Annotated in this window: 20 protein-coding genes and 1 tRNA gene; 10 read left to right on the forward strand and 11 right to left on the reverse strand. The window is 58.8% G+C overall.

Translation table 11 applies throughout. The features are described 5' to 3' along the window. Window positions 1-222: 222 nt before the first annotated feature. The 3 genes from OHL16_RS18535 to OHL16_RS18545 all read left to right on the forward strand — a co-directional run bounded on the left by OHL16_RS18535 (window position 223) and on the right by OHL16_RS18545 (window position 4,281). On the forward strand, window positions 223-1,053 hold the full coding sequence (locus OHL16_RS18535) for a dolichyl-phosphate beta-glucosyltransferase (RefSeq protein WP_263368712.1): 831 nt from the start codon (window positions 223-225) through the stop codon (window positions 1,051-1,053). A gap of 312 nt (window positions 1,054-1,365) precedes the next feature. Then, window positions 1,366-3,279 (forward strand): NHL repeat-containing protein, encoded by a 1,914-nt coding sequence (locus tag OHL16_RS18540; protein ID WP_263368686.1) that lies wholly within the window; start codon window positions 1,366-1,368, stop codon window positions 3,277-3,279. 123 nt (window positions 3,280-3,402) lie between these two features. After that, window positions 3,403-4,281, forward strand: a complete 879-nt coding sequence (locus tag OHL16_RS18545) for a proline dehydrogenase family protein (protein WP_317891096.1) — start codon at window positions 3,403-3,405, stop codon at window positions 4,279-4,281. 922 nt (window positions 4,282-5,203) lie between these two features. Here the strand turns inward: OHL16_RS18545 and OHL16_RS18550 are convergent. The 3 genes from OHL16_RS18550 to OHL16_RS18560 all read right to left on the reverse strand — a co-directional run bounded on the left by OHL16_RS18550 (window position 5,204) and on the right by OHL16_RS18560 (window position 7,334). Next, window positions 5,204-5,803 (reverse strand): DUF3106 domain-containing protein, encoded by a 600-nt coding sequence (locus OHL16_RS18550; protein ID WP_263368688.1) that lies wholly within the window; start codon window positions 5,801-5,803, stop codon window positions 5,204-5,206. Window positions 5,804-5,969: 166 nt separating this feature from the next. Further along, window positions 5,970-6,455, reverse strand: a complete 486-nt coding sequence (locus OHL16_RS18555; RefSeq protein ID WP_263368689.1) for an anti-sigma factor — start codon at window positions 6,453-6,455, stop codon at window positions 5,970-5,972. A 93-nt stretch (window positions 6,456-6,548) separates the two neighbouring features. Then, a complete protein-coding gene (locus tag OHL16_RS18560; protein WP_317891097.1) occupies window positions 6,549-7,334 on the reverse strand; it encodes an RNA polymerase sigma factor in 786 nt (261 codons plus the stop codon). Between the two features lie 163 nt (window positions 7,335-7,497). Between OHL16_RS18560 and OHL16_RS18565 the strand changes: the two genes are divergently transcribed. Beyond that, window positions 7,498-7,572, forward strand: a tRNA-Val gene (locus OHL16_RS18565). Window positions 7,573-7,598: 26 nt separating this feature from the next. Here OHL16_RS18565 and OHL16_RS18570 read toward each other — a convergent pair. Continuing rightward, window positions 7,599-8,132 carry a tyrosine-type recombinase/integrase gene (locus OHL16_RS18570; RefSeq protein WP_396127222.1) on the reverse strand — a complete coding sequence of 178 codons (534 nt, stop codon included), beginning with the start codon at window positions 8,130-8,132 and terminating at the stop codon, window positions 7,599-7,601. Between the two features lie 214 nt (window positions 8,133-8,346). Here OHL16_RS18570 and OHL16_RS18575 point away from each other — a divergent pair, with 214 nt between their 5' ends. The 4 genes from OHL16_RS18575 to OHL16_RS18590 are packed head-to-tail and all read left to right on the forward strand — an operon-like array spanning window position 8,347 to window position 14,808. Further along, window positions 8,347-9,378 carry a DNA recombination/repair protein RecA gene (locus tag OHL16_RS18575; protein WP_263368690.1) on the forward strand — a complete coding sequence of 344 codons (1,032 nt, stop codon included), beginning with the start codon at window positions 8,347-8,349 and terminating at the stop codon, window positions 9,376-9,378. Continuing rightward, on the forward strand, window positions 9,375-10,889 hold the full coding sequence (locus OHL16_RS18580) for a DNA polymerase Y family protein (protein ID WP_263368691.1): 1,515 nt from the start codon (window positions 9,375-9,377) through the stop codon (window positions 10,887-10,889). Before OHL16_RS18575 ends, OHL16_RS18580 begins: the two co-directional genes overlap by 4 nt. Further along, complete coding sequence (locus OHL16_RS18585; RefSeq protein ID WP_263368692.1) at window positions 10,882-14,100, forward strand: DNA polymerase III subunit alpha; 3,219 nt, start codon at window positions 10,882-10,884, stop codon at window positions 14,098-14,100. Before OHL16_RS18580 ends, OHL16_RS18585 begins: the two co-directional genes overlap by 8 nt. Window positions 14,101-14,157: 57 nt before the next feature. Then, window positions 14,158-14,808 carry an SOS response-associated peptidase gene (locus OHL16_RS18590; RefSeq protein ID WP_263368693.1) on the forward strand — a complete coding sequence of 217 codons (651 nt, stop codon included), beginning with the start codon at window positions 14,158-14,160 and terminating at the stop codon, window positions 14,806-14,808. Window positions 14,809-15,120: 312 nt separating this feature from the next. Here the strand turns inward: OHL16_RS18590 and OHL16_RS18595 are convergent, their stop codons facing one another. The 4 genes from OHL16_RS18595 to OHL16_RS18610 form a co-directional block, all read right to left on the reverse strand. Then, complete coding sequence (locus OHL16_RS18595; RefSeq protein ID WP_263368694.1) at window positions 15,121-15,774, reverse strand: response regulator transcription factor; 654 nt, start codon at window positions 15,772-15,774, stop codon at window positions 15,121-15,123. Next, window positions 15,771-16,904, reverse strand: coding sequence for a sensor histidine kinase (locus tag OHL16_RS18600; protein WP_263368695.1), 1,134 nt, complete (start codon window positions 16,902-16,904; stop codon window positions 15,771-15,773). The genes OHL16_RS18595 and OHL16_RS18600 overlap by 4 nt, the downstream gene beginning before the upstream one ends. A gap of 69 nt (window positions 16,905-16,973) precedes the next feature. Then, a complete protein-coding gene (locus OHL16_RS18605; RefSeq protein WP_263368696.1) occupies window positions 16,974-17,774 on the reverse strand; it encodes an ABC transporter permease in 801 nt (266 codons plus the stop codon). Window positions 17,775-17,858: 84 nt separating this feature from the next. Then, window positions 17,859-18,818, reverse strand: coding sequence for an ABC transporter ATP-binding protein (locus tag OHL16_RS18610; protein ID WP_263368697.1), 960 nt, complete (start codon window positions 18,816-18,818; stop codon window positions 17,859-17,861). Window positions 18,819-18,921: 103 nt separating this feature from the next. Here OHL16_RS18610 and OHL16_RS18615 point away from each other — a divergent pair, with 103 nt between their 5' ends. Then, window positions 18,922-19,188 (forward strand): hypothetical protein, encoded by a 267-nt coding sequence (locus tag OHL16_RS18615; protein WP_263368698.1) that lies wholly within the window; start codon window positions 18,922-18,924, stop codon window positions 19,186-19,188. Window positions 19,189-19,503: 315 nt separating this feature from the next. Here OHL16_RS18615 and OHL16_RS18620 read toward each other — a convergent pair whose 3' ends face one another. Beyond that, window positions 19,504-19,659: a hypothetical protein gene (locus OHL16_RS18620; protein WP_263368699.1), complete on the reverse strand. Its 156-nt coding sequence runs from the start codon at window positions 19,657-19,659 to the stop codon at window positions 19,504-19,506. A 682-nt stretch (window positions 19,660-20,341) separates the two neighbouring features. Between OHL16_RS18620 and OHL16_RS18625 the strand changes: the two genes are divergently transcribed. Further along, entirely contained in the window at window positions 20,342-21,400 is a 1,059-nt protein-coding gene (locus tag OHL16_RS18625) for a metallophosphoesterase (protein WP_263368700.1), read from the forward strand. Here the strand turns inward: OHL16_RS18625 and OHL16_RS18630 are convergent. Further along, complete coding sequence (locus tag OHL16_RS18630; protein WP_263368701.1) at window positions 21,397-21,885, reverse strand: CDP-archaeol synthase; 489 nt, start codon at window positions 21,883-21,885, stop codon at window positions 21,397-21,399. The two genes, OHL16_RS18625 and OHL16_RS18630, sit on opposite strands and share 4 nt — an antisense overlap. Window positions 21,886-22,590: 705 nt before the next feature. Next, complete coding sequence (locus OHL16_RS18635) at window positions 22,591-23,421, reverse strand: helix-turn-helix transcriptional regulator (protein WP_263368702.1); 831 nt, start codon at window positions 23,419-23,421, stop codon at window positions 22,591-22,593. Window positions 23,422-23,745: the final 324 nt, after the last annotated feature.

The following is a 23,745-nucleotide window of genomic DNA, read 5'->3' on the forward strand; positions in this document are numbered from 1 at the left end:
CGAAAAGTCGAGGTTGCCGGCGCCGAGTGCAACGCCACGACGGCAGTTCCTGCCGCCACACCCGAACTTTCCGCCGTCACCCTCATAAAATGCTTTAGTTGAACCGAAATTCCTGAAAATCCGTCAAATGATTGCAGTATGATGAACGGCATTCCCGTTCTATTCTCGTCGCGATTCTAGGGGGTCGCCCCACGGGGATTTTGGAAAGGTCTTTTGAAGCCCATGGCGCATCCGCAGTTGAGTATCGTTATCCCGGCCTACAACGAGAGCGGCCGCATTGAAGATGCGCTGGAGAGAGTTACGTCCTGCATCGACCAGCAGGGCTGGGACGCAGAGGTTCTGGTCGTCGACGACGGGTCGAAGGACTCCACGGCGGCCATCGTGCAGAGCTGGATGCTCAATTATCCCCGGCTCCACCTGGTCCAGAATCCAGGCAACCGCGGCAAGGGATACTCAGTGCGTAACGGTCTGCTGCAGGCTGCCGGCGACATCGTGATGTTCACCGACGCTGACCTTTCGGCTCCGATGGAAGAGGCTGAGAGGCTCATCGCGGCCATCCACGATGGTGCCGACGTTGCGATCGGCTCCCGCTGGCTCGACCGCGCGCGCCAGACCATCCACCAGCCGCTCTACCGACAGTTCTTCGGGCGGTGTTTCAACTGGATCACTCGCACGGTGATGGGCCTTCCCTTCAAGGACACGCAGTGCGGCTTCAAGGCCTTCCGTCGTCCCGTTGCGCAGGTCATCTTCCGCCTTCAGACCATCGAGCGCTGGGGCTTCGACCCAGAGATTCTCTTCATCGCGCGCAAGCTGAAGTACGTCATCCGCGAGGTTCCGGTCACCTGGGGCCATGACGAGCGCAGCCGCATCAGCTACCTCAGGGACGGAATGAAGATGCTCGAGGACATGGCTCGCATCCGCGCCAACTCCATCGCAGGCCGTTACGACGAGGCCATCGCTGCCATCAAGGACACCAGCGCAATGGTCACTCCACCGGTCGCCAAGTCCGCCGTTGCTGTCGATCAAGTGGCGAAGGCCGGAGCGCCGCAGTAAACCCGCTCCCACCCTCAAAATGCTCCGAAACTGCTCCCGTTCCACGAACGGTCTGGTATATGCAAAATCCTGCTCACAGAACGCAAAATTATACAGGGTTGAGAATCTTGTAAACTTTGCAGCAGGGTCTCTTACGTCGCGGTACCAGCTCTGACTCCTCCCGATATGACCTGATTGTCGTACTGTGCCCTAGCCGATTTGGGTACAGTCATGCTTCCTTCTGCTTGCTACCTTGGTTTTGACCCATTCGTTGGGCTCGCTGTATCTATCGCAGGCCTTGAAAACATTGGTGGAATCGACCAAGGGAGCTGTATGAAGTATCGGGTCCCCCCGCGCGGGGTAAGTTTGATTTTGGGGTTTGCGAGCGCACTGGCGCTGATCGGGTGTGGATCAGGCGTCGTACCTGCGTCCATTGGTTCAGGCAGCTCAGGCAGTTCGACTGGCTCAACCGGGAGTTCGACGGGCTCGTCGGGAAGTTCGACGGGATCCTCTGGCACAACCACACCGAACACGGTCGCACTCGCCGGAATGATTCAGGGCGGCCAGAAGCCCATCGTCGGTGCCAGCGTGTCCATGTACGCAGCGGGAACGACGGGTTACGGCACAGGAGCTGTCTCGATCCTTAACGGTTCGACGTCCGTCGTCACAGACGCAAAGGGCAGCTTCAGCATCAGCAGTTACACCTGCCCCTCCGCAACCTCGCAGGTCTATCTCATCGCCACGGGCGGCGACGCCGGCTCCGGCGAGAACAGCAGGATCGTCCTGATGTCCGCGCTCGGCAACTGCGGCAGCATCGAGTCCAGCTCCACTGTCAACATGAACGAGGTCGCGACGGTCGTCTCCGTCTACGCGCTGTCGCAGTTCATGACGCCCGGAAGCACGGCCGTTGGAACCAGCGCCACAAACGTGACCGGCCTGGTGAACGCCTTTCAGACGGCCGCAAACCTGGTCGACTTCTACGCTGGAACCCTGCGCTCCACGACGCTGGCCGCCAACGGCACCATTCCGCAAAGCACCATCAACACTCTCGCGAACATCGTCGCCGCCTGCGTCAATACCACCGGCAACACCACCGCCTGCTCTTCGCTCTTCTCGGCGGCCACGCCGCAGGGAGGCTCAGCACCGGGAGACACGCTCGCCGCGACGCTCGACATCGCTCTCAACCCGGGCAACAGCGTCAGCGCGCTTTACAACCTCATTCCTTCGAATAGCCCGTTCCACCCAAGCCTCGCCGGAGCGCCCAACGACTGGACGATCAGCGTCGAATACACCGGCGGCGGTCTCAACTACGGCCAGCTGCTCGCCATTGATGGTGAGGGCAACGTCTGGGTCCCCAACGCCATTGACCCTGGAACTATCAGCGAGTTCAGCCCCACGGGCGCTGCTCTCTCCGGAACCACTGGCTTCAGAGGCGGCGGGCTCAGCTATCCCCAGGCCCTCGCGATCGATACCACCGGAAACGTCTGGGCCGCCAACGAAGGCAACAGTACTGTCAGCGAGCACACCTCCGGCGGAACGCCGCTCTCAGGATCAGGCTTCACCGTGCCAGGACCCACCAAGCCCTTCGCCCTGGCGCTCGATGCCGCAGGCAACGTCTTCACCGCCAACGGCAACAACACCGTCACCAAGCTGAACAGCTCCGGCACGCTGAAGGCAACGATCGTCAACGGAGGCCTCGATTATCCCTACGCCGTTGCCATCGACTCCAGCCAGAGCCTCTGGGTTGCGAACTATGGCGTCAGCAACAGCGTCTCCAGGTTCTCCAACACAGGCACGCCTGTCTCGACCACCGCCTCCACTGGCGGCGGAATCTCGGGCGCAGTTGGCGTCGCAGTCGACGCACACAGCAACGTCTGGGTCGCCAACTTCAACAGCAGCTCAGTCAGCCAGCTCAACAGCGCTGGCACGCCGCTCTCAGGAACTGGATTCGCCACCTCTGCTGATGTCAGCGCCGTGGCCATCGACGGCAGCAACACCGTCTGGGCAGCCAACACCGACGGCTCCATCAGCCACCTCGCCAGCAATGGCACGGCGATCTCTCCGGCCACCGGATACGTCTCCGCCGGGGCCACCGGAGAGGTGGGCATCGCAATCGATCCCTCGGGCAACGTCTGGACCACAGACAACTACGTCAACAGCATCTTCGAGTACGTCGGCGCCGCCTCGCCCGCAGTCGTCCCACTCCAGCAGGCGGTCAAGAACAAGCAGCTAGGCCAGCGTCCCTGATCGATGCCTCTGGCTTGCGAGACAAATGGCATGAAAGAATATACTTCGGCCGTCTCCGTGACGGATTAAGGGGTATTTCTTTTGCTTCGATCTGTTTTTATCTCTCTCTCTCAGAATAAGCAGTTGCGCGCCTTCTCTGAGCGCTCTTCCATCGGCCACGCGATGTCGAGCCGCTTCGTCGCCGGCATGACCATCGATGACGCCCTCGCCGCCTGCGAGCACGTCAACCGCGAAGGCATCGCCGCCACGCTCGACGCCCTCGGCGAAAGCGTCACCAGTGAGGCCCAGGCCCGCGCCTCGGCCGATGTCTACCACCAGCTCATCGACGCCATCTCGGCCCGCGGCCTCAACGCCAACGTCAGCGTCAAGCTCTCGCAGCTGGGCATGGACTTCGACCCTGCGCTCGCCGAGCAGATCGTCGGCGAGATGGTCGAGCACGCCGCCTACGTCAATACCTTCGTGCGCATCGACATGGAGGGCAGCCCTTACACCGATGCAACCCTCGCCATCACCGAGCGCCTTCACGCCCGCCCCGGCTGCCAGGGACACGTCGGCACTGTCCTCCAGGCCTACCTCTTCCGCACCGCACTCGACGCCGAGCGCCTGCTGGAGCAGGGAATTCGCATCCGGCTCTGCAAAGGTGCCTACAAAGAGTCGCCGCAGATCGCCTTTCCGCTCAAGCAGGAGGTCGACGACAACTACGTCAAGCTCATGAAGCGCCTCGCCACCTCGGGCGTCTTCTGCGGCCTGGCCACCCACGACGAGGCCATCGTCGATCAGATGCTCGCCTTCGTCCGCGAGGAGCACCTTCCGCCAAGTGCCTTCGAGTTCCAGATGCTCTACGGCATCCGCCGCGACCTCCAGCGCAAGCTGGCCAAACTGGGCTTTGGAGTCCGCGTCTACATACCATTCGGCCCCGAGTGGTACCCCTACTTCATGCGCCGTCTGGCGGAGCGCCCCGCAAACGTGCTCTTCCTCCTCAAGAACGTCCTAAAGACCTAGGGAGTCACACATGCAGTAAGCGCTACCACCACCCTTTGCGCACTTCGCGCTTTCCTCAGTGACCTTTGCGTTCGCAGTTGCAGTTGCCGCTGCCATTTGCAGTTGAGGTCGCCGTTTGCTGTTGAGGCTGCCGTCGCAGTTGCAGTTGCAGTTGCTGTTCTTGTTGTCATCCCCGAAGGGGATCTGCTTTTCGCCTCCGTCCATTGCTCTTCTTGTCCTCATTCCGCGCCCTGAGCGACGCCAGGGGCGAAGTACCTGCCTTCGCCGTCGCCGATTTCCCAACAAAAATCCTTGTCAAGCCCCAGGCACCTCGAATCCATGGGCAATCGATCAATAAGTCGAAGAAAAATAATGGCTTACATGGCAAAAATATTGCAGGAGAAAGTGGCAGAGCAGTTTCTCTCAATCCGCTAGAATGGAAATAGGAAAGAAAAGCCCCGGCCAAAGACCGGGGGTTTCTTCTCAATGCGAACAACTCATTTGTTTTCAATATTTTGACCCCTAACCCCTTTAGTTCGAATATTTTGCAGAATAAGTCCGAACCTAAGTCTTTACCTGTCAATATTTTGAAGCAAAAGCACCCGGGGGGAGACCCCTCATTGGCGGGTGAAGCGGACAGAGAGGTCTGAGCCAAAAGTTGTATCAGTAGGCTTGTCGAGTGGGATGGGCAGCACTGTCATGCAACGACAGAATACAAGCACTATGGAGGAAGGGAGCCGCTCCGGAGACTGACCTCGGACTTGCACCACTTAGCGATCGTATCGCCTCACCCTGATTGGCTTGATCGTCTGTCCGTGAAGCGCATCCTCGGGAGCTGGGCCAAAGGCAGGCGGTTCACTTCCATCCATAGCCCCGCCCTCTCCGACCGCAATGAAAATAGCCGCCTTCGGGCGGCTATCTCCTTTGTGGCAAGGTAGCTTTATTACTTGCCGAACTCGGGATTGTCGTTTGGCCGTTGCACCGGAAGATACGGCTCCACGGCAAGCAAATTCGAAATCGTGCCGCGCTCCTGATCGGAGAACTGTCCGCGGAAACGGTCCGAGTTCAAAATAGCCTGCCTCTGCGGCACAGGCATCTCGCGCAGATCGCGGAAGGCACGAGCGACCATGCGGCGTCGGTCCACCGGAAGGCTTCCGAGCTGTCCGAGAGCGCCACGCACCTGCGTGCGCTGCTGAGGAGTCAGATGCTCCATCGCCTCGGTGCGGGCCAGCATGCGCCGGCGCTGCTCCGGCGGCATGTTATTCAACTGGGTCAGGCTGTCGCGCATGCGTTGCTGAGTCGCAGAAGGAAGATCGCGGAAGCCAGGTTCGTTCTCGAGCGCCTTTTGCTGCTGCGCAAGAGGAAGATTGCTGTGCCGTTCCATCCACTGCGACAGGTGCTCCTGCCTCTGGGCGGCCCCCTTCTCTGCCGCATGATCCTGCGCTGCGTGCACCTGAAAGGATGAGGACGCATGCTGCCCGCCGAACCCTCTCTTAGGGGGCTGCGCGCTGGCCGAGGACGCGGCAAAAAGCGCCAGAGCCACAGCGAGGCCTGCAGGAACTCTTTGACGAAATGGGGCGAACGGTGACATGAGAGTTAGCGAAAGAAGAAGGCAGAATGACGCAATTAACCAGAACTTCTGAACACTCCGAGCTTACTGCGTTTTCAATCCTTTCCGCGACAAAAAAAAGACGTTCAAAATCTGGAGACTAGCTGACGGGCGTTGCGGTCGAACTGTCGTCCGCCGAGTTGTCTTCCAGTAGATCCATGGTCTGCATCACCTGATCGTTCTTCTCAAAGATCTGCAGGTCATTCACAGTCGCTGAGACCTCAGCCCTGCCGAGGTGCAGGCCTGAGATGCTGGCAATGCTTCCACCGCCGACCAGGAGCACGAGCGCCAGAGCGCCAGCCAGAGCCGGGCGGAACTGCCGGCCGGTATTGAACAGCAGACGTGCGTGCATGCGCTCCAGCCAGCCAGCCGGCTCACGTTCCTGCTCCTCGCGCAGCCTGACGGCGAGCTTCTGGTCAAAGTAAGCCGAAGGCTCCGGAGCCTGCCACGTGTCGAGCAGAGCGAAGGTCGACTCCAGAGAGTGAAGCTCTTCACGGCAGGCAGGGCAGGTGTCCAGATGCGCGCGGGCATCTGCGTTCGACGGATTTGACGGGTCGAGCAGCAGGTCCGGGAGAGTCGATTTCAAGTCGCGGCAGATCATGGTGAGCCTTTCTAATCCTTCCTGTTTGGACGTGTCCAACAGGTCAAGGACGCGTCCGTCAAGGCCCCGCGAACGGGGCTAAATAAACTCCTTCAACCTCCCGCGCAGCGTCTGGTATGCGCGGAAGAGCAGTGATTTCGTAGCGGATTCACTTAGCTTCAGAATCTCGCCGATCTGTTTGTAGTCCATCCCTTCGTACTTGTGCATCAGCACTGCCATGCGCTGGCGCTCGGGAAGGGCAAGGACGTGTTGACGAATGGCGTTGAGACGCTCACTGCGGAGCAGGTTTGTCTCAACGTTCGGAGTCGAATCGGCAACATCGACGGTGGTTCCGGTCTCCGAGTCTGTCTCATCCAGGTAGACCGTTGAGGCGTTGCGCTCGTGCCGCGTGTCGCGGACGTAGTTGACGCCGAGATTTGTGGCAATGCGATAGAGCCAGGTGCTGAATCGCGCTTCAGCGCGATAGGTCTCGCGCGAACGGTAGACGCGGAGGAAGACTTCCTGTGCCAGTTCTTCGGCGACCGCCTGATTGTGCACCATGCGGTACATGAAGTGGATGATCGGCTTGCGGTACTTCTGAATCAGGAAGTCGAACCCAGCCATATTGCCGGAGCGAAGCTCCAGCATGATGGCGGCGTCATCCATCTGGCTGAATTTGCCGGACATCGGCTGCGTTTCAGCCTTCTGGAGGTTCTCAAGTAGCCCGGGCCTGATCGCGAGCGTTGCCATACTGGTGCTAACCCCATCTTCGGCTCCGGGTTGCGTTTCTGCATTGAATTCCGGAGGATCTTCCGCCATGTCCTTCGGGGAGAGGGGAAGAACGTCACGCAGCGGCTCTCCGGGGCTAGGGGAACGGGGGGGCATTCTCGGCTTTCATTGTAAATCGTGACAGCCCATCATTCTCGGCTATTTCAAGCAGTTAGGAGTCGATCGGGCGGGCGCGCTGGCGGGCATCGGAGACTGGTGGTATCCTACTGATACAACGTCGCCTGCGGAGGCTCCCCCGCCGCATTTCCTGAGCAATTCAGGGCGCATAACTCAGCGGTAGAGTGCCACCTTCACACGGTGGAAGTCGTAGGTTCGAATCCTGCTGTGCCCACCATCTAAATCATTGAATACAAAGGGAGCCTAACTGGGTTCCCCCTGTAGAGCGGCCAACTCGTCACCATTCGTCACCAATTGAGCCATTCGCTCGACTGCTGCGCGTTGATGGGTCGGAGTCGGTTGGGTGTAGATGTCCATGGTCGTGGACATGTGTGCGTGCCCGAGCTGCGCCTGAGCGTCTTTGGGAGAGGCTCCGGCCTGCGAGAGCAGGGTTGCGTGAGTCCGTCGTAGGGTATGCCAGCCAAGCCAGGGCGCCCCGATCTGCTTGCCAGCCGGTTTGAGGTGGCGGGCTAACAGGTTGGAGTCGCTGAAAGGCATACCGGTACGGGTAGGGAAGACCAGACCATCGCGTTGCGTAGAGACATCGTAGTGACGTCTCAAATCCGCTGCGAGGGACTCTGGTAGGGGAAGGGTACGTTTGGTCTTCGGTGATCCAATCGAACCGCGATACGCGGCCTGTTGAATCCGAATGGGGCGGTTTGCGAGATCCACGTCCTGCCAGCGCAGGCCAAGAATCTCCCCGACGCGCAGACCAGCAAGAATGCCGGCCAGCGCCATCGTTCGCGCTGGCTCCGCGAGCACGGCCAACAAGCACTGGCTTTGCTTCGCTCCGGGCTTTGGCCCCGGCGAATCCTGGCTTGCTGGCAAGGCTCGCCTACGGCAGCGAACTGGGATCTCATTGATTCTAAATAGTATGCACAATATATGGTGCAGTAGAAATTTGACACTTGGCCAAGGGAATAGGCGAATATAAGGCGAATATAATTGCTTTATGCCTGATGCCTCGACAATCCGGCTTCAAATTGAATCCACACTCGCTAGGAAGATTCCTTCGGCGCTCACCCCGCCTCCGAAAATAGTTCGGCCAGTCTCGTCTACGGGGATCGAGACGCTCGATGAACTGCTCAATGGAGGGTTGCCAGTCGGAGCCATCAGTGAGCTGGTTGGCCCCGAATGCTCGGGACGTACGTCCGTGGCGCTCTCGTTTCTCTCGCGCATTACACAGGGGGCAAAGGTCTGCGCTTGGGTTGATGTATCGAATGCCTTTGATCCTGCATCAGCGGCAGCGGCGGGCATCAATCTCGCACGACTGTTGTGGGTACGATGCGGTGCAGTGCAGAAGAGTGTCCAGCGAGCGGGTGGCGGGTTCTCCATACCAGAGAAGTTTCTTGTGCCACCTCCAGAGAAAAAGGGTCTGCATGGCGGCGGATTTGGGCCGCATCCACGAGGCGAGGTCAAGGGGCTCTCCGAGGCGATCGGGGGCTTTCTGCGACCGGAGGCAACAGCTCCCCGCAGCGGGGAACCGCAACGCAGGATTCGGCAAAAGCAGGAGACTCTCGAGTGGGGCCGTCGCGAGCCGACGACGAACATCGTTCGACCATCGCCTGCGCTCAGGCCCTGGTCGAGAATAGAGCAGGCGCTACGTGCAACCGACCTGCTTTTGCAGGGCGGTGGCTTCAGCGCGATCGTACTGGACATGGGAGGTCTTGCGCCGGAGTTTGTATCGCGCGTGCCACTGGCGACATGGTTTCGGTATCGCGCCGCTGCTGAGAGAACACAGTCCAGCATCCTTCTGGTAGCCCAGTTCGCCTGCGCGAAGAGCAGTGCCGAGCTGCTGCTTCGGTTCCAGCCGGCGGATGCGCTCCGCGATGAAGCAACTGTCTTCACTGGAATCAAACCCCACGTCGAAGTTGCCCGGCGTTTCACAGAGGTTGCAGGGAACGTCATCCCTCTTCGGAAACCGCCGCAAAGCATAAACGCTGCAACCTGGCATAGCTGTACCGCATGGGCAGGTCGCAGATGACCAATCCAGCCGAGCTGTATGCGTGTCTCTATGCTAAGGAGTTCCCCGCGCAGGCTCTTCTGCGTCTCAGACCTCAGTTGCAAGACAAGCCTTGCGTCGTGACGGAGGGCGAGCCTCCGTTACAACAGGTCTGTTCGCTCAACACCAGGGCACGACTGCTCGGTATCCGGTACGGCATGACTCAGGTCGAGGTCGATACCTTTCCTGCATCTGTCGTGCTGTCGCGTTCAAACAAAACAGAGGCGTCTGCGAAGAGCATTCTTCTTGAATGTGCCGGTGCCTTCTCACCGCGCGTTGAGGGTCGCAGCGAAGACGCGGCATTTCTCTGTGGCATCGACATCGCAGGTACAGGCAGTCTCTTTGGCCAGCCGGAGATGCTAGCACGTAGCCTTTTGCAGCGCGTGCGAGCAGTTGGGATGTCAGCCCGAGTTACAGTTAGCCACAACTTCCACACGGCTATCTGCCTTGCCAGAGGTCTGTCCCCGCGCATTCCGATCAAAGTGATCGCATCAGGAGAGGAAGCGAGCGCACTGTCATCTTTGCCGTTAGCCGTCCTCGATCTCACGGAGACGCAGGAAGAGACTTTTGCTTTGTGGGGGATTCATAACCTTGGAATGCTGGCCGCGCTGCCGGAGAAAGAGCTGATCGCTCGCATGGGGCAGGACGGCAAACGCTTTCGCCAATTGGCACGTGGAGAACTGCCGCATCTGTTCCAGCCGATCGAGCCTCCCTTCACTCTGGATGAGCGGCTTGAGTTGGATTCGCCTGTGGAACTGCTGGACTCTCTGATGTTCGTGATCGGTGTCATGCTCGATCAACTAATCCTGCGTGCCAGAGTTCGTATTCTCGCCCTGGCCACCATCACCGTCGCTCTCACGCTGGATGGTCGAGAAACACATACGCGGACGGTGCGTCCTGCGCTGCCATCGAACGACAAGCAGCTATGGATCAAACTGCTGCATCTCGACCTTGAAGCGCACCCACCGCAGGCTTCCATCCTTGCCGTTGCCCTTCACGCAGAGCCAGGTAGTACGAGCAAGGTGCAGCTTGGTCTCTTCTCGCCGCAGCTACCGGAGGCAGCGCGGCTGGACGTGACATTGGCTCGAATCCGAGCAATCGTCGGCGAGGACAATGTTGGCCGAGCCGTGCTTCAGGATACCCATGCGACTGATGGTTTTCGTATGGAGCTCTTCACCGTGCCGTCTGGCGACTCTGCTCTGGTTGCCTCTCCACAGCCGCGTGCCTCCATGCGGCAGCTTCGTCCGCCGGAGACAGCTTCGGTCACCTTGCGAAACTCACGGCCAGCGATGTTTTTCTTTCGAGAGCGCCGCTACGCAGTAGAGCACGCTTACGGCCCGTGGCTTGTCGAGGGTGACTGGTGGAACCAGCCACTCTGGGGCTTCGAACAATGGGATCTGGTCGCGCGGTCGCAGGACGGAGGGATGCTCTGCTGCTGTATGATGCGCGACCTCATGCGGAACCAATGGCAGATGGCGGCGTTCTATGACTGAGCGTTACATCGAACTGCATGCCGCCAGTGCCTTCAGCTTCCTGGAAGGTGCTTCTCAGCCAGAAAAGCTCGTGGACCGCGCTGTCGAGTTGGAGATGCCAGCGATGGCTCTGCTCGATCGCAATGGGGTCTACGGAGTCGCTAGATTTCATACCAGTGCGAAGAGGAATAATCTTCGCGCTCATGTTGGAGCGGAGGTCGTGGTGTCAAGTCTAGGTCTACGCCTCACCCCACCGGCATGGCTGCCGCATCAGCATGTTGTCGAGCCTGCCCGTCTTCCGTTACTGTGCGAATCGCGTGAAGGCTACCAGAACCTCTGTCAGCTCATCACTCGGTTCAAGATGCGCGAAACGACGAAGCAGGAGGGCGCAGCTAATCTTGATGATCTCCAACAATACGCTTCTGGCCTGGTATGCCTGACTGGCGGCGACGAAGGCCCATTGGCATCTGCCTTGATGCGCGGCGGCGAAGAAGCAGGCCGTGAGGCTGTCGAGCGATTGATAGGCATCTTCGGGCCTAAGAATGTTTATGTCGAACTGCAACGCCACCATGAGCGCGAAGAGGAATGGCGGAACCAGGCTGCCATTCGCATCGCACGTTCTTTGAAGCTGTCGGTGCTTGCGACGAATGGCGTGCGATATGCGACTTCGTATGACCGGGAGATTTTGGACCTGTTCACCGCAGTACGTAATCACACTGAACTCGATTGTGCGGGGCGTCTTCTCGCTCTTAATAGCCAGCGTTACCTCCGCACAGCACGCGAGATGGCGATTCTGTTCCGCGATGTGCGCGGAGCAACAGAGAACACAATCGAACTCTCTTCTCGCCTGAAATTTGAGCTGAACGATCTTGGATATGAGTTTCCACGCTATCCAGTGCCGGATGGCGAGACGATGGACAGCTTTCTGCGGAAGCGCACTGAGGAAGGCGTGCGGCGACGCTACGGTCCAAAGAATGACGCCACCCTGATGGAACACGCGAAGAAGCAGGTAGAGCATGAGCTGGCGCTGATCGCAAGGCTCGGCTTTGCCGGATACTTCCTCATTGTTTGGGACATCGTTCAGTTCTGCAAGCGTAACGGCATTCTGATTCAGGGGCGCGGTAGTGCAGCAAACTCTGCCGTCTGCTATGCCCTCGAAATTACAGCGATCGATCCGGTCGGCATGGAGCTGCTCTTCGAGCGATTCCTGAGCGAGAGCCGGGGTGAATGGCCCGACATCGACCTCGACCTGCCGTCCGAAGAGAAGCGCGAGCAAGCGATCCAGTATGTCTATCAGCGTTACGGCGAACTGGGCGCCGCCATGACGGCCAACGTGATTACCTACCGGGGTAAGTCCGCTGCGCGTGAGGTTGGCAAGGCACTTGGCTTCGACCAAGAGTCTTTGGGCCGGCTATCGAGCCTGGTGAGCAATTGGGAGTGGCGCGGCAAGAACGATACGATGGCGCACTCCTTTCAAAACGCAGGCTTCGATATCCACCATTCGCGCATCGCCAAATACCTCGAACTCTGCATGAGGATTCAGGACCTGCCGCGCCATCTCGGCCAACATTCGGGCGGTATGGTGATCTGCCAGGGCCAATTGAATCGGGTTGTACCTCTGGAGCGGGCCTCGATGCCCGGACGGACGGTGGTCCAGTGGGACAAGGAAGACTGCGCAGATCTTGGCATCATCAAGGTAGACCTGCTCGGCCTCGGCATGATGGCAGTCATCAAAGACTGCCTGGAGTTGATTCCCGAACACTATGGTGACAGGGTGGATCTGGCGCAGTTGCCTGAAGACGAAGAAGTCTATCGCACACTCCAGAGGGCCGACACTGTGGGCATGTTCCAGATCGAGAGCCGTGCGCAGATGGCCTCTCTGCCACGGAATTGTCCTGATCGCTTCTACGACCTTGTGGTCCAGGTTGCCATCATTCGGCCAGGCCCGATCGTGGGCCAGATGATGCACCCATATATGCGGCGGCGGCAGAAGAGAGAGGAGGTCACATATCCTCATCACACGCTCGAGCCCGTGCTGAAACGCACATTAGGCGTGCCGCTCTTTCAGGAGCAGTTGCTTCGCATGGCCATGACGGTCGCGAACTTCTCTGGCGCGGAGGCCGAAGAGTTGCGACGTGCTGTCGGGATGCGCCGCTCCTGGGAGCGGATGAAGAATCTCGAGGTCAAGCTCCGCGCTGGCATGACGGCCAACGGTATCGACACGAAGACGCAGGACAATATTGTTCAGCACATCAGCTCCTTTGCGCTCTATGGCTTCCCGGAGTCACACGCGGCCAGTTTCGCTCTGATCGCTTACGCGTCGGCTTACTTCAAAGTGAAGTACCTTGCCGCCTTCACCTGCGCCATCCTGAACAACCAACCGATGGGCTTCTACTCGCCGGCTGTATTGGTGAAAGATGCACAAAGACACGGCCTCCGTGTAAAACCCATCGACATTCAGGTATCGGAGTGGAGTTGCACGGTTGAACACGAACAAGATGGTACGCTCACGATGCGAATGGGCCTGGGCTACGCCAAGGGCCTCCGAAGCCAAGCCGCCGATGCCTTGATCGCCTCTCGTAAGCAAGATGGGTCATTTCGATCGACTGATGATGTCACGCTGCGGGTTCCGATGCTGAACCGGAAAGAACTGACCTTGTTGGCCCGCATCGGTGCCTTGAATCAGATCGAAGGAGTCGCACATCGTCGTGACGCTCTATGGCAAGTAGAGTGGGCCGGCAAACCGGAAGGTCCACTTCTGCGGCAACAAAGCGACTGGCTACGCGAAGAAGATAAGAGCCTGCCCCTCCACCAGATGAATACGGAGGAACGGCTGGTTGCTGACTACGCAGGCACAGGACTGACTGTTGGCAAACACCCCATGCACTACCGGCGTCGTGAGCTGCGGTCACAGGGTATTTTGTCCTCAGAAGACCTCCGCCTCTGTCGCGATGGGCTGTTTGTGCGAACCGCTGGCTGCGTGATCGCGCGTCAACGGCCTGGCACAGCGAAAGGCTTCATCTTTCTTTCGATGGAAGACGAGACAGGCATCGCCAACGTCATCGTTACACCTGATCTATATGAGCAGGATCGCCTAGTGGTCACGCGAAGCAAGTTCTTGCTGGTCGAAGGTCCCCTCCAGAATCAGGATGGCGTCATTCATGTCAAAGCCGTTCGTCTATCGGCGCTTTCCAGCAGTGATCTGAACTTGAGTTCCCATGACTTTCATTGATGGCCTTCGTTCCCCATCGCCTCAATCGGTGGTAGGTTGATTTCGAGGTGGAGGTCGATGTGCGGAAGGTACGGCAGACGGGGCGATAAGCAGCGGATCGCAGAGGCATTCAACGTGAAGGGCGGCCTTGATGAGGTCGACTTTGCAGAAGACAATGACTGCGCTCCGGGCTCGATTCAACCGGTTGTCCGAATGAATGATGACGGCGAACGCGGTCTTACCGTTATGCGATGGGGTTTCAAACTGCCCGACCGCTTCCTGTTCAATACGCGGTCTGAGGACGTCACCAAGACGAGCTTTTGGAAGGAAAAGTTTGCCGAGAACCGTTGCATCGTACCTGCATCCTCGTTCTTCGAGTGGCAGGGGACGAAAAAGTCGCCAAAATCGAAATACGAGATCACAGTCCCTGGGAGTACGCTCTTCGGGATGGCCGGTGTCTGGGCTCCGTGGAAGAACCCGAAGACAGACCAATGGGAGAAGACGTTCTCGATCTTCACCAGCGAATCAAATAGCGTTATGAAGGCGATCCACGATCGTCAGCCGGTCGTGCTGGAGCCTCGCGATTTCAAGGAGTGGCTTGAAGAGAGCGAACGGCCCCCGGTCCATCTTTTACGGATCTTGCCGAATGAAGAGATGGCAGTGACACTCGCGAGCGATCAAAAGAACGCTAGAGGGGAAGAGCCTACTATCAGGGGTCTCTTCGATTGAGGAATCCTAATTGGTTCACCAATCTCGCATCACGCAAAGCCGATTCGAACTTAGGTCGCCATAACTAGTTCGATTGCGTTCAAGACCTGAAGGCCACTTTCTCAGCTCAACTGGTGAAAAATTGCCTTCTTATCAACTATTCGGCATTCGGCCCGTAACCCACACTCTTTTGGGTTACGATTCGCAAGTTCGTGAGAGCTCGGCTTTGTGATAAGTTGCGGGCCTGTTATGAGGCTGGACCAACTGGCTAACAGGAACTCCAAGTGATTGTTGGATACCGCTGGCCATCTACTGACGCGGCCGCTTCAGTCATCACAGCCAACCTTTGGCGCGGGCGATACGGGCTGCATCGACGCGGTTGGACGCGCCAAGTTTGGCGATGGCCTCGGAGAGGTAGTTGCGTACAGTGCCCTCGGAGAGATGCAGCTCGGAAGCGATCTCGGGGGACGAGCGGCCATCACCGGCGCGTTGTAGGATCTGTCGCTCGCGATCTGTGAGCGGGTCGAGTTCGGCGCTCCAGGCCTCGGTGGCGAGGGCGGGGTCAACGACGCGGAGTCCGCGGTGGACGCGGCGGACGGCGTCGGCCAACTCGGCGGCTGGATGGTCTTTGAGAAGATAGCCGCGAGCCCCGGCGTCGAGCGCGCGGCGGAGATAGCCGGGGCGGGCGAAGGTTGTGAGGATGATGCAACGGACGGCGGGTTGACTGGAGCGCAATGCCGCAGCGACTTCGAGGCCGGTCATCTGTGGCATCTCGATGTCTGTGACCAGGACCTCGGGGGCGTATTTAATGACGGCATCGAGGGCGGCTTGGCCGGTGCCGGCGCGCGCGACGACGGTGATGTCGGGCTCCATCTCGAGCAGCGCTGCGAGCGCTCCGAGCACCATGGCCTGATCTTCGGCGAGGATCACGCGGATCTTGTTATTGGCTGAACTTGAGCTGGCATCGGGTTTGTGGGCGGGTGTCATGCGGGGGTGCCTTGCTGTGAGGTGATGGGCAATTCGATGAGCAGGTGCGTGCCACGGTCCCAACGGATGGAGAAGCGTCCGCCCAGTCCACTGACTCGCTCGCGCATGCCGCGGAGACCATTGCCCTCCTGCCGAATGGCGTGGCGACCGTCGTCCTCGACCAGCAGCGCGTAGTAGCCGTCGGAGGTGGTGGCGAGGCGCATCGTGCAGTGCGTGGCTTCCGCGTGACGGACGATGTTGGTGACGGCCTCGCGCACGGAGAGGGAAAGTACCGTCTCTTCTGTCGGCGTGAGTGCGGGCAGGCCTTCGGGCGGAGCTTCCCAAGTGAAGGTGACGCCTGCTGCGTCGAGGGTGCGACGCGCCTGGGCTAGCTCGGCAGCGAGGCCTTGGGAGCGGTAGCCTCCGATGGCTTCGCGGACCTCGGCGAGGGCAGTGCGGGCGGTGGTCTCGACATCGGCGATCTCCTCTGCGGCCCGTTGCGGATCGAGCTGCATCAGGCGCCTAGCGAGCTCAGCCTTGAGTACGATAACTGACAGCGTGTGGCCGAGGACGTCGTGGAGATCGCGGGCGATGCGCTCGCGCTCGGCGGCGGCGGCGAGCGCGACGTTCTCCTCCTGCGCGGCGCGCAGCTTGCAGTCGGCTCGTTTTTGTTCGGCAAAGACGATGTTCCCGCAACCGATGACCATGAGCAGGAAGATGGCGATGAAGACGTTGGGCCAGTGGATATGGAAGAGGTGGCCGGGTGAGTTGAAATAATAGCCTTCAGCGACGATGAGGACGGATCCGGCGACGAAGAGGGCGAGAGCGCGACGAGTGGATTCGATGCTGAATGGGAGGAAGGCGGCCGCGTAGATGAAAAAGCTGGATGCGCCCGGGTTCCAAGGGAAGGTGATGAGGCCGAGGAGGAATGTGGCGGCGATCATCCAGTAACGGGCGGGACGGCCCTCGTCGCTCAAACGAACGAAAGCGGCGAAGATGCCAAGGAAGGTTACGAAGGCGGCGAGGGTCGCGAGCCACAGACGCAAGCTCGGTTCAAAGATGGGATCGATGAAGAGGAAGCCGGTGTAGGCGAGCCAGATCCAGGTCCAGTTGCGCCAACGCTGCGTCGAGATGGGGATGGTGCCACTCATGGAGTGTTCCTGTGCAGTTTACGCCGTGGGGATCAGGAGTTGTCGCGCAACGAGGAGTTCTGCTCCCGGCTATGCGTTTTGCTCCCGGCGGTGGAAGATGAACCAGCTAAGGCCGAGCATAACCATGGTGAATCCAGCGAGTGCGCTCCAGTGCTTGGCTACGGGCATTGAGTCCTGGTAGCCGAAGATGCTCAGCATCAATTGCGAGAGGTGGTAGGTGGGCAGCGCAGGCGCGAAACTCTGCAGCCAGTGCGGCATAAAGCGCAGTGGAACCCAGAGGCCGCTGAGATAGGACATGGGGAGATAAATGAGGTTCACGATGCCGGGAGCGGCGTTGGCCGGGATGATCAGCGCAAGCAGCAGGCCCATGCTGGCGAAGCTGATGGAGCCGACTGCAGTGAGTGCCATCATGCGCGCGAATTCAGATGCGGTAAGCGAGACCTGGCCGAAGATGACACCGATGGTGGTGAGCACGCTGACGATGATGAGGCCGAGGGCAACGGCGCTAGCGCACTTTGCAAAGAGATAGGCTGGAACGGGCATGGGACTGGCACGTTTCAGCTCCAGCCATCCAGCGGCGCGTTCGCCGGCCATGCCGACGCCGATGCCGAATAACGCTGCGCCTATCAGACCGAAGCAGGCGTAGCCGCCGAGCATGTATTTGGCGATATGCACGTTGCCTTCGTAAGAGTGGCGATTGGCGATGCCGAAGAGGACGTAGAACATGACGGGAAATCCGACGATGGCGAGCGAGAACGAGCGAGTGCGAAGGAGCTTGAGGAACTCGTATTTGGTTTCTTTGCGGAAGATGCGCAGTACATTGGCATTGGCTGGCGGGGAGGCGGGATAAGCGATGGTCGGGGTGGACATAGTGGCTCCAAAGGGCGGTTACTGCTTTTCGGTTGCTGGTCGATGGTTGGCGATGATCGCGTGTGGGTCGAATTTGTAACTGGCTTAGTTTTTTGTGAGGGCAAGGAAGGCGTCTTCGAGGGCGGGGCTGGCGATCTCGAGACCGCTGAGACTCTCGTCGCGGAGCAGCATCTCGCGGATGACGACCTCTGCGTGCTGGGCTGTGACGGTGGTGGTGCCAGTGTTCTCGACGACGGAGGTGACGCTCGGCAGCGTCCGGATGAAGTCTGGCGGGAGTGAGGTGTGGCAGCGGATCTGGCGGCCTCCGCTCATGCGCTTGATCTCGGCAGCGGTCCCTTCGCTGACGACGCGGCCTTTGTTGATGACGACGATGCGATGAGCGAGGGTTTCGGCCTCTTCGAGGTAGTGGGTGGTGAGGAGGACGGTCTTGCCGCGGGCCGCGAGGGTGCGGATCTGCTGCCAGAGACCGCGGCGGGATTCGATGTCGAGGCCGACGGTAGGTTCGTCGAGGAAGATGAGGTCGGGATCGCCGCAGAGAGCGAGGGCGAAGAGGACGCGCTGCTTTTGGCCGCCTGAGAGCTGGCCGAACATGCGGTCTTCGATGCCTTCGAGGTGGGCGATGCGGACGATCTCGGCGAAGGGCAACGGGCGCGAGTAGTAGCTGCAGAAGACGTCAATGTGCTCGCGGACCTTGATGGTCTCGGTGATGCGGGCGACCTGCAGCATTGCTCCGATGCGGGTTCGGGTGAGGGCGAGTCGGGGATCGCTGCCGAAGATGCGGACCTGTCCCGATGTGGGGGTGGCGAGGCCGAGCATCAGGCGGACGGCGGTGGATTTGCCCGCGCCGTTGGGGCCGAGGAGGGCGACGACTTCACCAGGGTGCAAGGCTAGGGAGAGGCCGTCGAGTGCTGTCGTGGACTGATAGCGCTTGGTGATGTTGTCCAGCATAGCGATGGGCGCCGGTGTGAGCGTGGGTGTCCTGAGTGCGTCCACGGGCTCCAAGCTCAACTTCTCGCTGACCGGTAGAAGTGCTGTTGCTGGCATGCGTCTCTCCTGTGAATAGAGGAATGATCTCTCTTACATGACCAAGGATGAGCCAGGCTGTGGATTGCCAGTAGTGCCGAACGTCAGCAAAGCGATATGACAGATGTCACGTGTGCCCGAACATCGCGAGGACTTCGGCCTTGATTCTCAGTTGGCGAGATTTCAGAAAATCATCGATCATCGCGGGGTCGTGGCGACCTTCCCAACCGGCGCGCTCGCGTACCTCCATTTGGGAAGGGGCTATGCGCTGTCGGGAGACAAGAACAAGGCCAGAACCGCGTACCAGGAGTTCCCCACTCTCTGGAAAGACGCCGACCCCGATCTTCCTGCTCTCAAGCAGGGCAGGGCCGAGTATGCGACGCTGAAGTGAAGGGCAGACGGCCTTGACCCAGTACCCATGAACGGGCTTGCCTTCACCGATCTCAGTCAGACCTTCTCTGCGAGTGATAAATCGGCGATTCACTCATCGAGTGGATTGGTAACAATGAGCCGGCTAGGATTGAGGAATGCGCTCACCGGGATGCGATGTCAACTGTTGCGAACAGGGCAATGCACTCATTGAGGCTCGATACTAGCCCTTCTTGGAGTTCCGAGCGTGCCGGCCAGATCGACGTATTCGCTCTCGCCGCGCACCCTCCGATCGACCTGTTGCGCCCGTTCGACAGCGAAAAGATAAAGGCCTGGATTACCCATTGCTTGAGTCATGCCCACCGTAGAACTGCTTGAGGTCGCCCTGTACGGTGACCGGCGTCTTGTCGATGTTATCCAGACGCCGCCAGATGAGGATGAAAAGGGCTGACATGAGCAGTCCTAAAACGACTTCTCCGATGTGGTCTTGCACTAGTTCGTCTCCTGTCTATCTGATACGCCGCGAGCGCATTTAGGTCTTCACAAGATAGCTCGGCAGATAGACGTGGAGCTAATGGAACGCTGTGATCTTGCCTTCTTACTGCTCGGAATGCAAGTGCGATCATGTTCACTCAAGGGAAAAGCGCCGGTCGGTTGATGGCCGGGGGCATTTTGGGCCTGAGATGTGAATAGCGCGTAGGCAGTATTGCCAGCTGGTCTGGCGACCAACCGGCAAGGCCTATGGTGCGCTCAACAGGTGTCAGCCTGCAAACTGCGGTTGAACAGCGTTACTGTTTTGTCTCTGTCGGCAGCCGACTCTCGCCCACGAATGGTGGCCAGCTAGATAGAAACAAGGGCGCAAATAGGGGCACTCTATTTAAGAAAATGCTCCCAATGTTCCCTTCAGCACCTCTCAGCTCTGTGTAAGCCATTGATTCCATTAGTATTGGCTAGATTTACACGGTGGAAGTCGTAGGTTCGAATCCTGCTGTGCCCACCGTCTAAATCAACAACTTAGGGCGAGCTCTTCCGAGATGATATTGGTAGCGATCGGTAGCAATATGTTTTCTTCTCCTCCGTTCATGAGCATTAAGTAGACCGATCCGACCATCTCCCGTACGCTGTCCGCAGCTCTGGCCGTGGTATCGGGCCGCGAGTGACGTAAGTGCGACTGGATGTCCTTCACCGATCCCATCTTCTGTGCCTGGTCGCCATCGTCCGCCTCGAAGAACTGTATCTTGATCTGTGAACTTCGCGAGGTTGGGGAGTCGCCCATGGGGCAGGATCAAAATATTAGCGAAAAGCTGGAGCAGCGGCTCGGACTTGTCCACGCGAGGCAACGCCTCGGAATCGAAAAAGATCACGAAGCCATCTTCGGCCACGGGATTAACTTTTTTCACCCCGAGAATTGGTATTCCACACACTCCATGCTTCGAATTGCCCTCAAGATGACAGGGTTGTATGGCCGTGGACACAGGAACACAGAACGCATTCAGGTGCGGCACAACTGGATCGAACTAGAGCAGCTTCCTTCGCTCTTTGATGGAGTGTCGATTCTACAGATTAGTGACTTACATGTAGATCTGAATCCCGGGCCGATGCGACGGTTGGTGGAGATTGTGCGCGATTTGACTTACGACGTTTGCGTGCTGACAGGTGACTTCCGGGGACAGACTTTTGGCGCTTTCGGTGCGGCCCTTGATGGCCTCGCACATGTGTGTAACCACCTGCGAAGACCTATATATGGAGTGCTGGGCAATCACGACACGATCAAAATGTTGCCAGAGATGGAAGCGATGGGAATCAGAATGCTGCTGAATGAATCCGAGGCGCTTGTCCGTGGAGATGAGAGTATTTATTTGGCTGGGGTTGACGATGCCCACTACTATCGCGCGGACAATATCCAAAAGGCGGCCGGTGCGATTCCGCACGGTGAGGTTTCCATTCTGCTTTCACATACTCCGGAAATCTATCGGCAAGCAGCGCATGCTGGCTTTTCAGTGATGCTGAGCGGGCATACCCACGGAGGCCAGATATGTCTGCCCGGGTCGATTCCGATCACGCTGGATGCAGTTTTGCCGAGGCATATGGGCGCCGGCCCCTGGAAACACTGTGGGATGGTTGGCTATACCTCGGTCGGTGTGGGATCTTCAATCGTCGCTGCCCGCTTCAACTGTCCTCCTGAAATCACCCTTCATCACTTGGTGCGGGCGGAGCCCCGTGCGAGTTCCTAGTAGGGGCGCTCGCGAAGGCGCAATTTAAAGAACAAAACCGACAAGATCATCTCGCCCACCAGAAAGATCGCAACCGTTACACCGATGTCCAGTACGGTCAATGACAAAGCGGGACGGCATGCAAGTATTGGGAACAGCGACTCGGGGATTTGATCGAGGCCAGTGGCTCGGCTACCCGCAACCAAACGCAAACGGCGCTTGCAAAAGCTGGAAAATAAATCGCCCCCCATGGCGATAGCACCGATAACGACTCCGAGTCTCCAACCCATCCCCAGCAACAAAGCGCCAGTAGCTGTGACCAAAAGTGAAAAGAACAATCCACGCAGAGTCTTCGACGGCCCAAACAAAGGCTGACCATCAGCAAGGGTGAGGCCGCCGTCGATGGGGTATAACAAACGCGTGCCCATTAGTCTATTGATGATGACGGGAGTGCCGTTGGCGAGCACCAACAAAGCCAAGAGATCAATAATTATCCGGGTATGCAAATTTTACTGCTCCTCCAGAACGCGTTGAGTTCGACAACGATACACCACTCTCAACTTAGTAGACCCGTCTTTCGGAGAAAGTAATAGACGTCACCCTTGCCGAACCTGCACACTTTCAGTACCGCAAGAGAGCTCCCACCTTCTTGTTTTCGTAATACGAACCGCCTTCTGGAGCTATGGATCTTAGCACCGCTGAGCAGCGCCTTTCGTGCTATCAGGTCATCAATCGGGCCCAGTGGAAGGCTAAAACTCGCACAGCGCTCGCATTGGCGTTGCACTCTCGAAGCCATTTTCCGCGACAGCCGCATTCGATAGTCTCGCCATCCTGTAATGTGTCTAGAAACAGGGTCCTCACTCGGCCTTCGTCCAGGCGCTGCAACACCCTTACTATTTTGAAGCGCGGCTCTCGGATCAGTTCGATGCGGTCATCCACTTCGATCGCACCAGGGCGTTGAACCTTTGGAGACAATCGCAGCGAGCACAGAGACATAGCCGGACGAAACGTTTTCCCTTCGGGCATGTAAATCTGCGGCAGACCAACCGACTGTGAGTCGCAGGAAGGTGTCTATGGCACTCAGAATGGCCGGCGCGATCACGAGAGCGGGACGCCGACAAGCTTCGACCGTGGCCTCAACCGCTTCACCAATCGACGCATGATGTCAGTTCTGGTGGAAACTCCCTGCTTAGGCCTGCCCTAAGAGAGCTTTATGCCGCCGTTGTCGATGCAGAGATCAGCTGTCTGGCCGCAGTCTCCGTCGCAGCGTCGGCGGGAAAGAAGCACTCGATCCGAATCTCCTGCACCGTAATGTCCTGGGGCGTGCCGAGTGTCGTCACGGTTGAGAAGAAGTTGAAGCGCTTATCTCCTTTGACGAAACTCACCGGCAGCACCGGGATCATCGGCGTACCGGGGTCTGGCCAGGTTCGCGGCACGCCGGGATAAGCCAGGAGTTCAGCGAGTAGCGCCCGAGTGCGTCCGTCTGGGACACCGCCAACACACTCTCGGTGCACGCGCTGAACGAGCGACTCCGCGACCGCGTCCCAGTTTGCCACGTACGGGCGCACCGCGCCGAGGTCGAATATCATCCGCAGGACGTTGCTTGGCGCGGTCGACGCGCGCTCACCGAGAAGGAAGTCAAAAAAGCGGGTCGCCGCTTCGTTCGTGCGCAGAATGTCCCAATAGCGGTTCATCACGACCGCCGGAAATGGCTCTTGTTGACTAAGAATCGCGTCGAGCGCGCCGCGGATCGGGGCCAGTTCTGGTGCCTCCAGCGTCGTCTCCGGATACATCGGTGCGAACCCAGCGGCCAGTAGAAGTGTATTGCGTTCGCGGAGGGGCAGATCGAGGACGCGAGACAGCAACAGCACCATCTCGCGGCTTGGGCTCGCGCGTCCGGTTTCAAGAAAACACAAGTGCCGACACGAAACCTCCGCCTCAGTCGCAAGCGCGAGTTGACTGAGGCGGCGAGCGCTCCTCCAGTACCGGAGAAGGGCTCCCACAGAATCTTCTGGGCTCAGCGCCGCGCGACGTCTTAGCATGAGACATAGTATTACCAGCCCGGACGTTACTTCAAATTACCTTTGAAGTAAATATGCGTTCCGGGCCTTCGGTTGAAACGGCCCCTCCAGCGGGCAGTCAAGTGATGTTGCCAGCATGACCGCTTACCCAAGGTGACACGCTTGCACGGCAACCAATTCTTCCCCCGGGGCATGCCCCGGGGGGAAACAAGAAAGAAGCCGACAGATCACGAGCTAGCAAAACCGGAAAGCTTTACGAGCTAGCGAAGGCCAGCGATCAGTTTGAGGACTTGGCCATGTTCGAAGGCGGCGCGGCCGCGAAATGCGTGCGCCCATCCTGGATCA

It is taken from the genome of Edaphobacter bradus, assembly GCF_025685645.1.
Taxonomy (GTDB): domain Bacteria; phylum Acidobacteriota; class Terriglobia; order Terriglobales; family Acidobacteriaceae; genus Edaphobacter; species Edaphobacter bradus.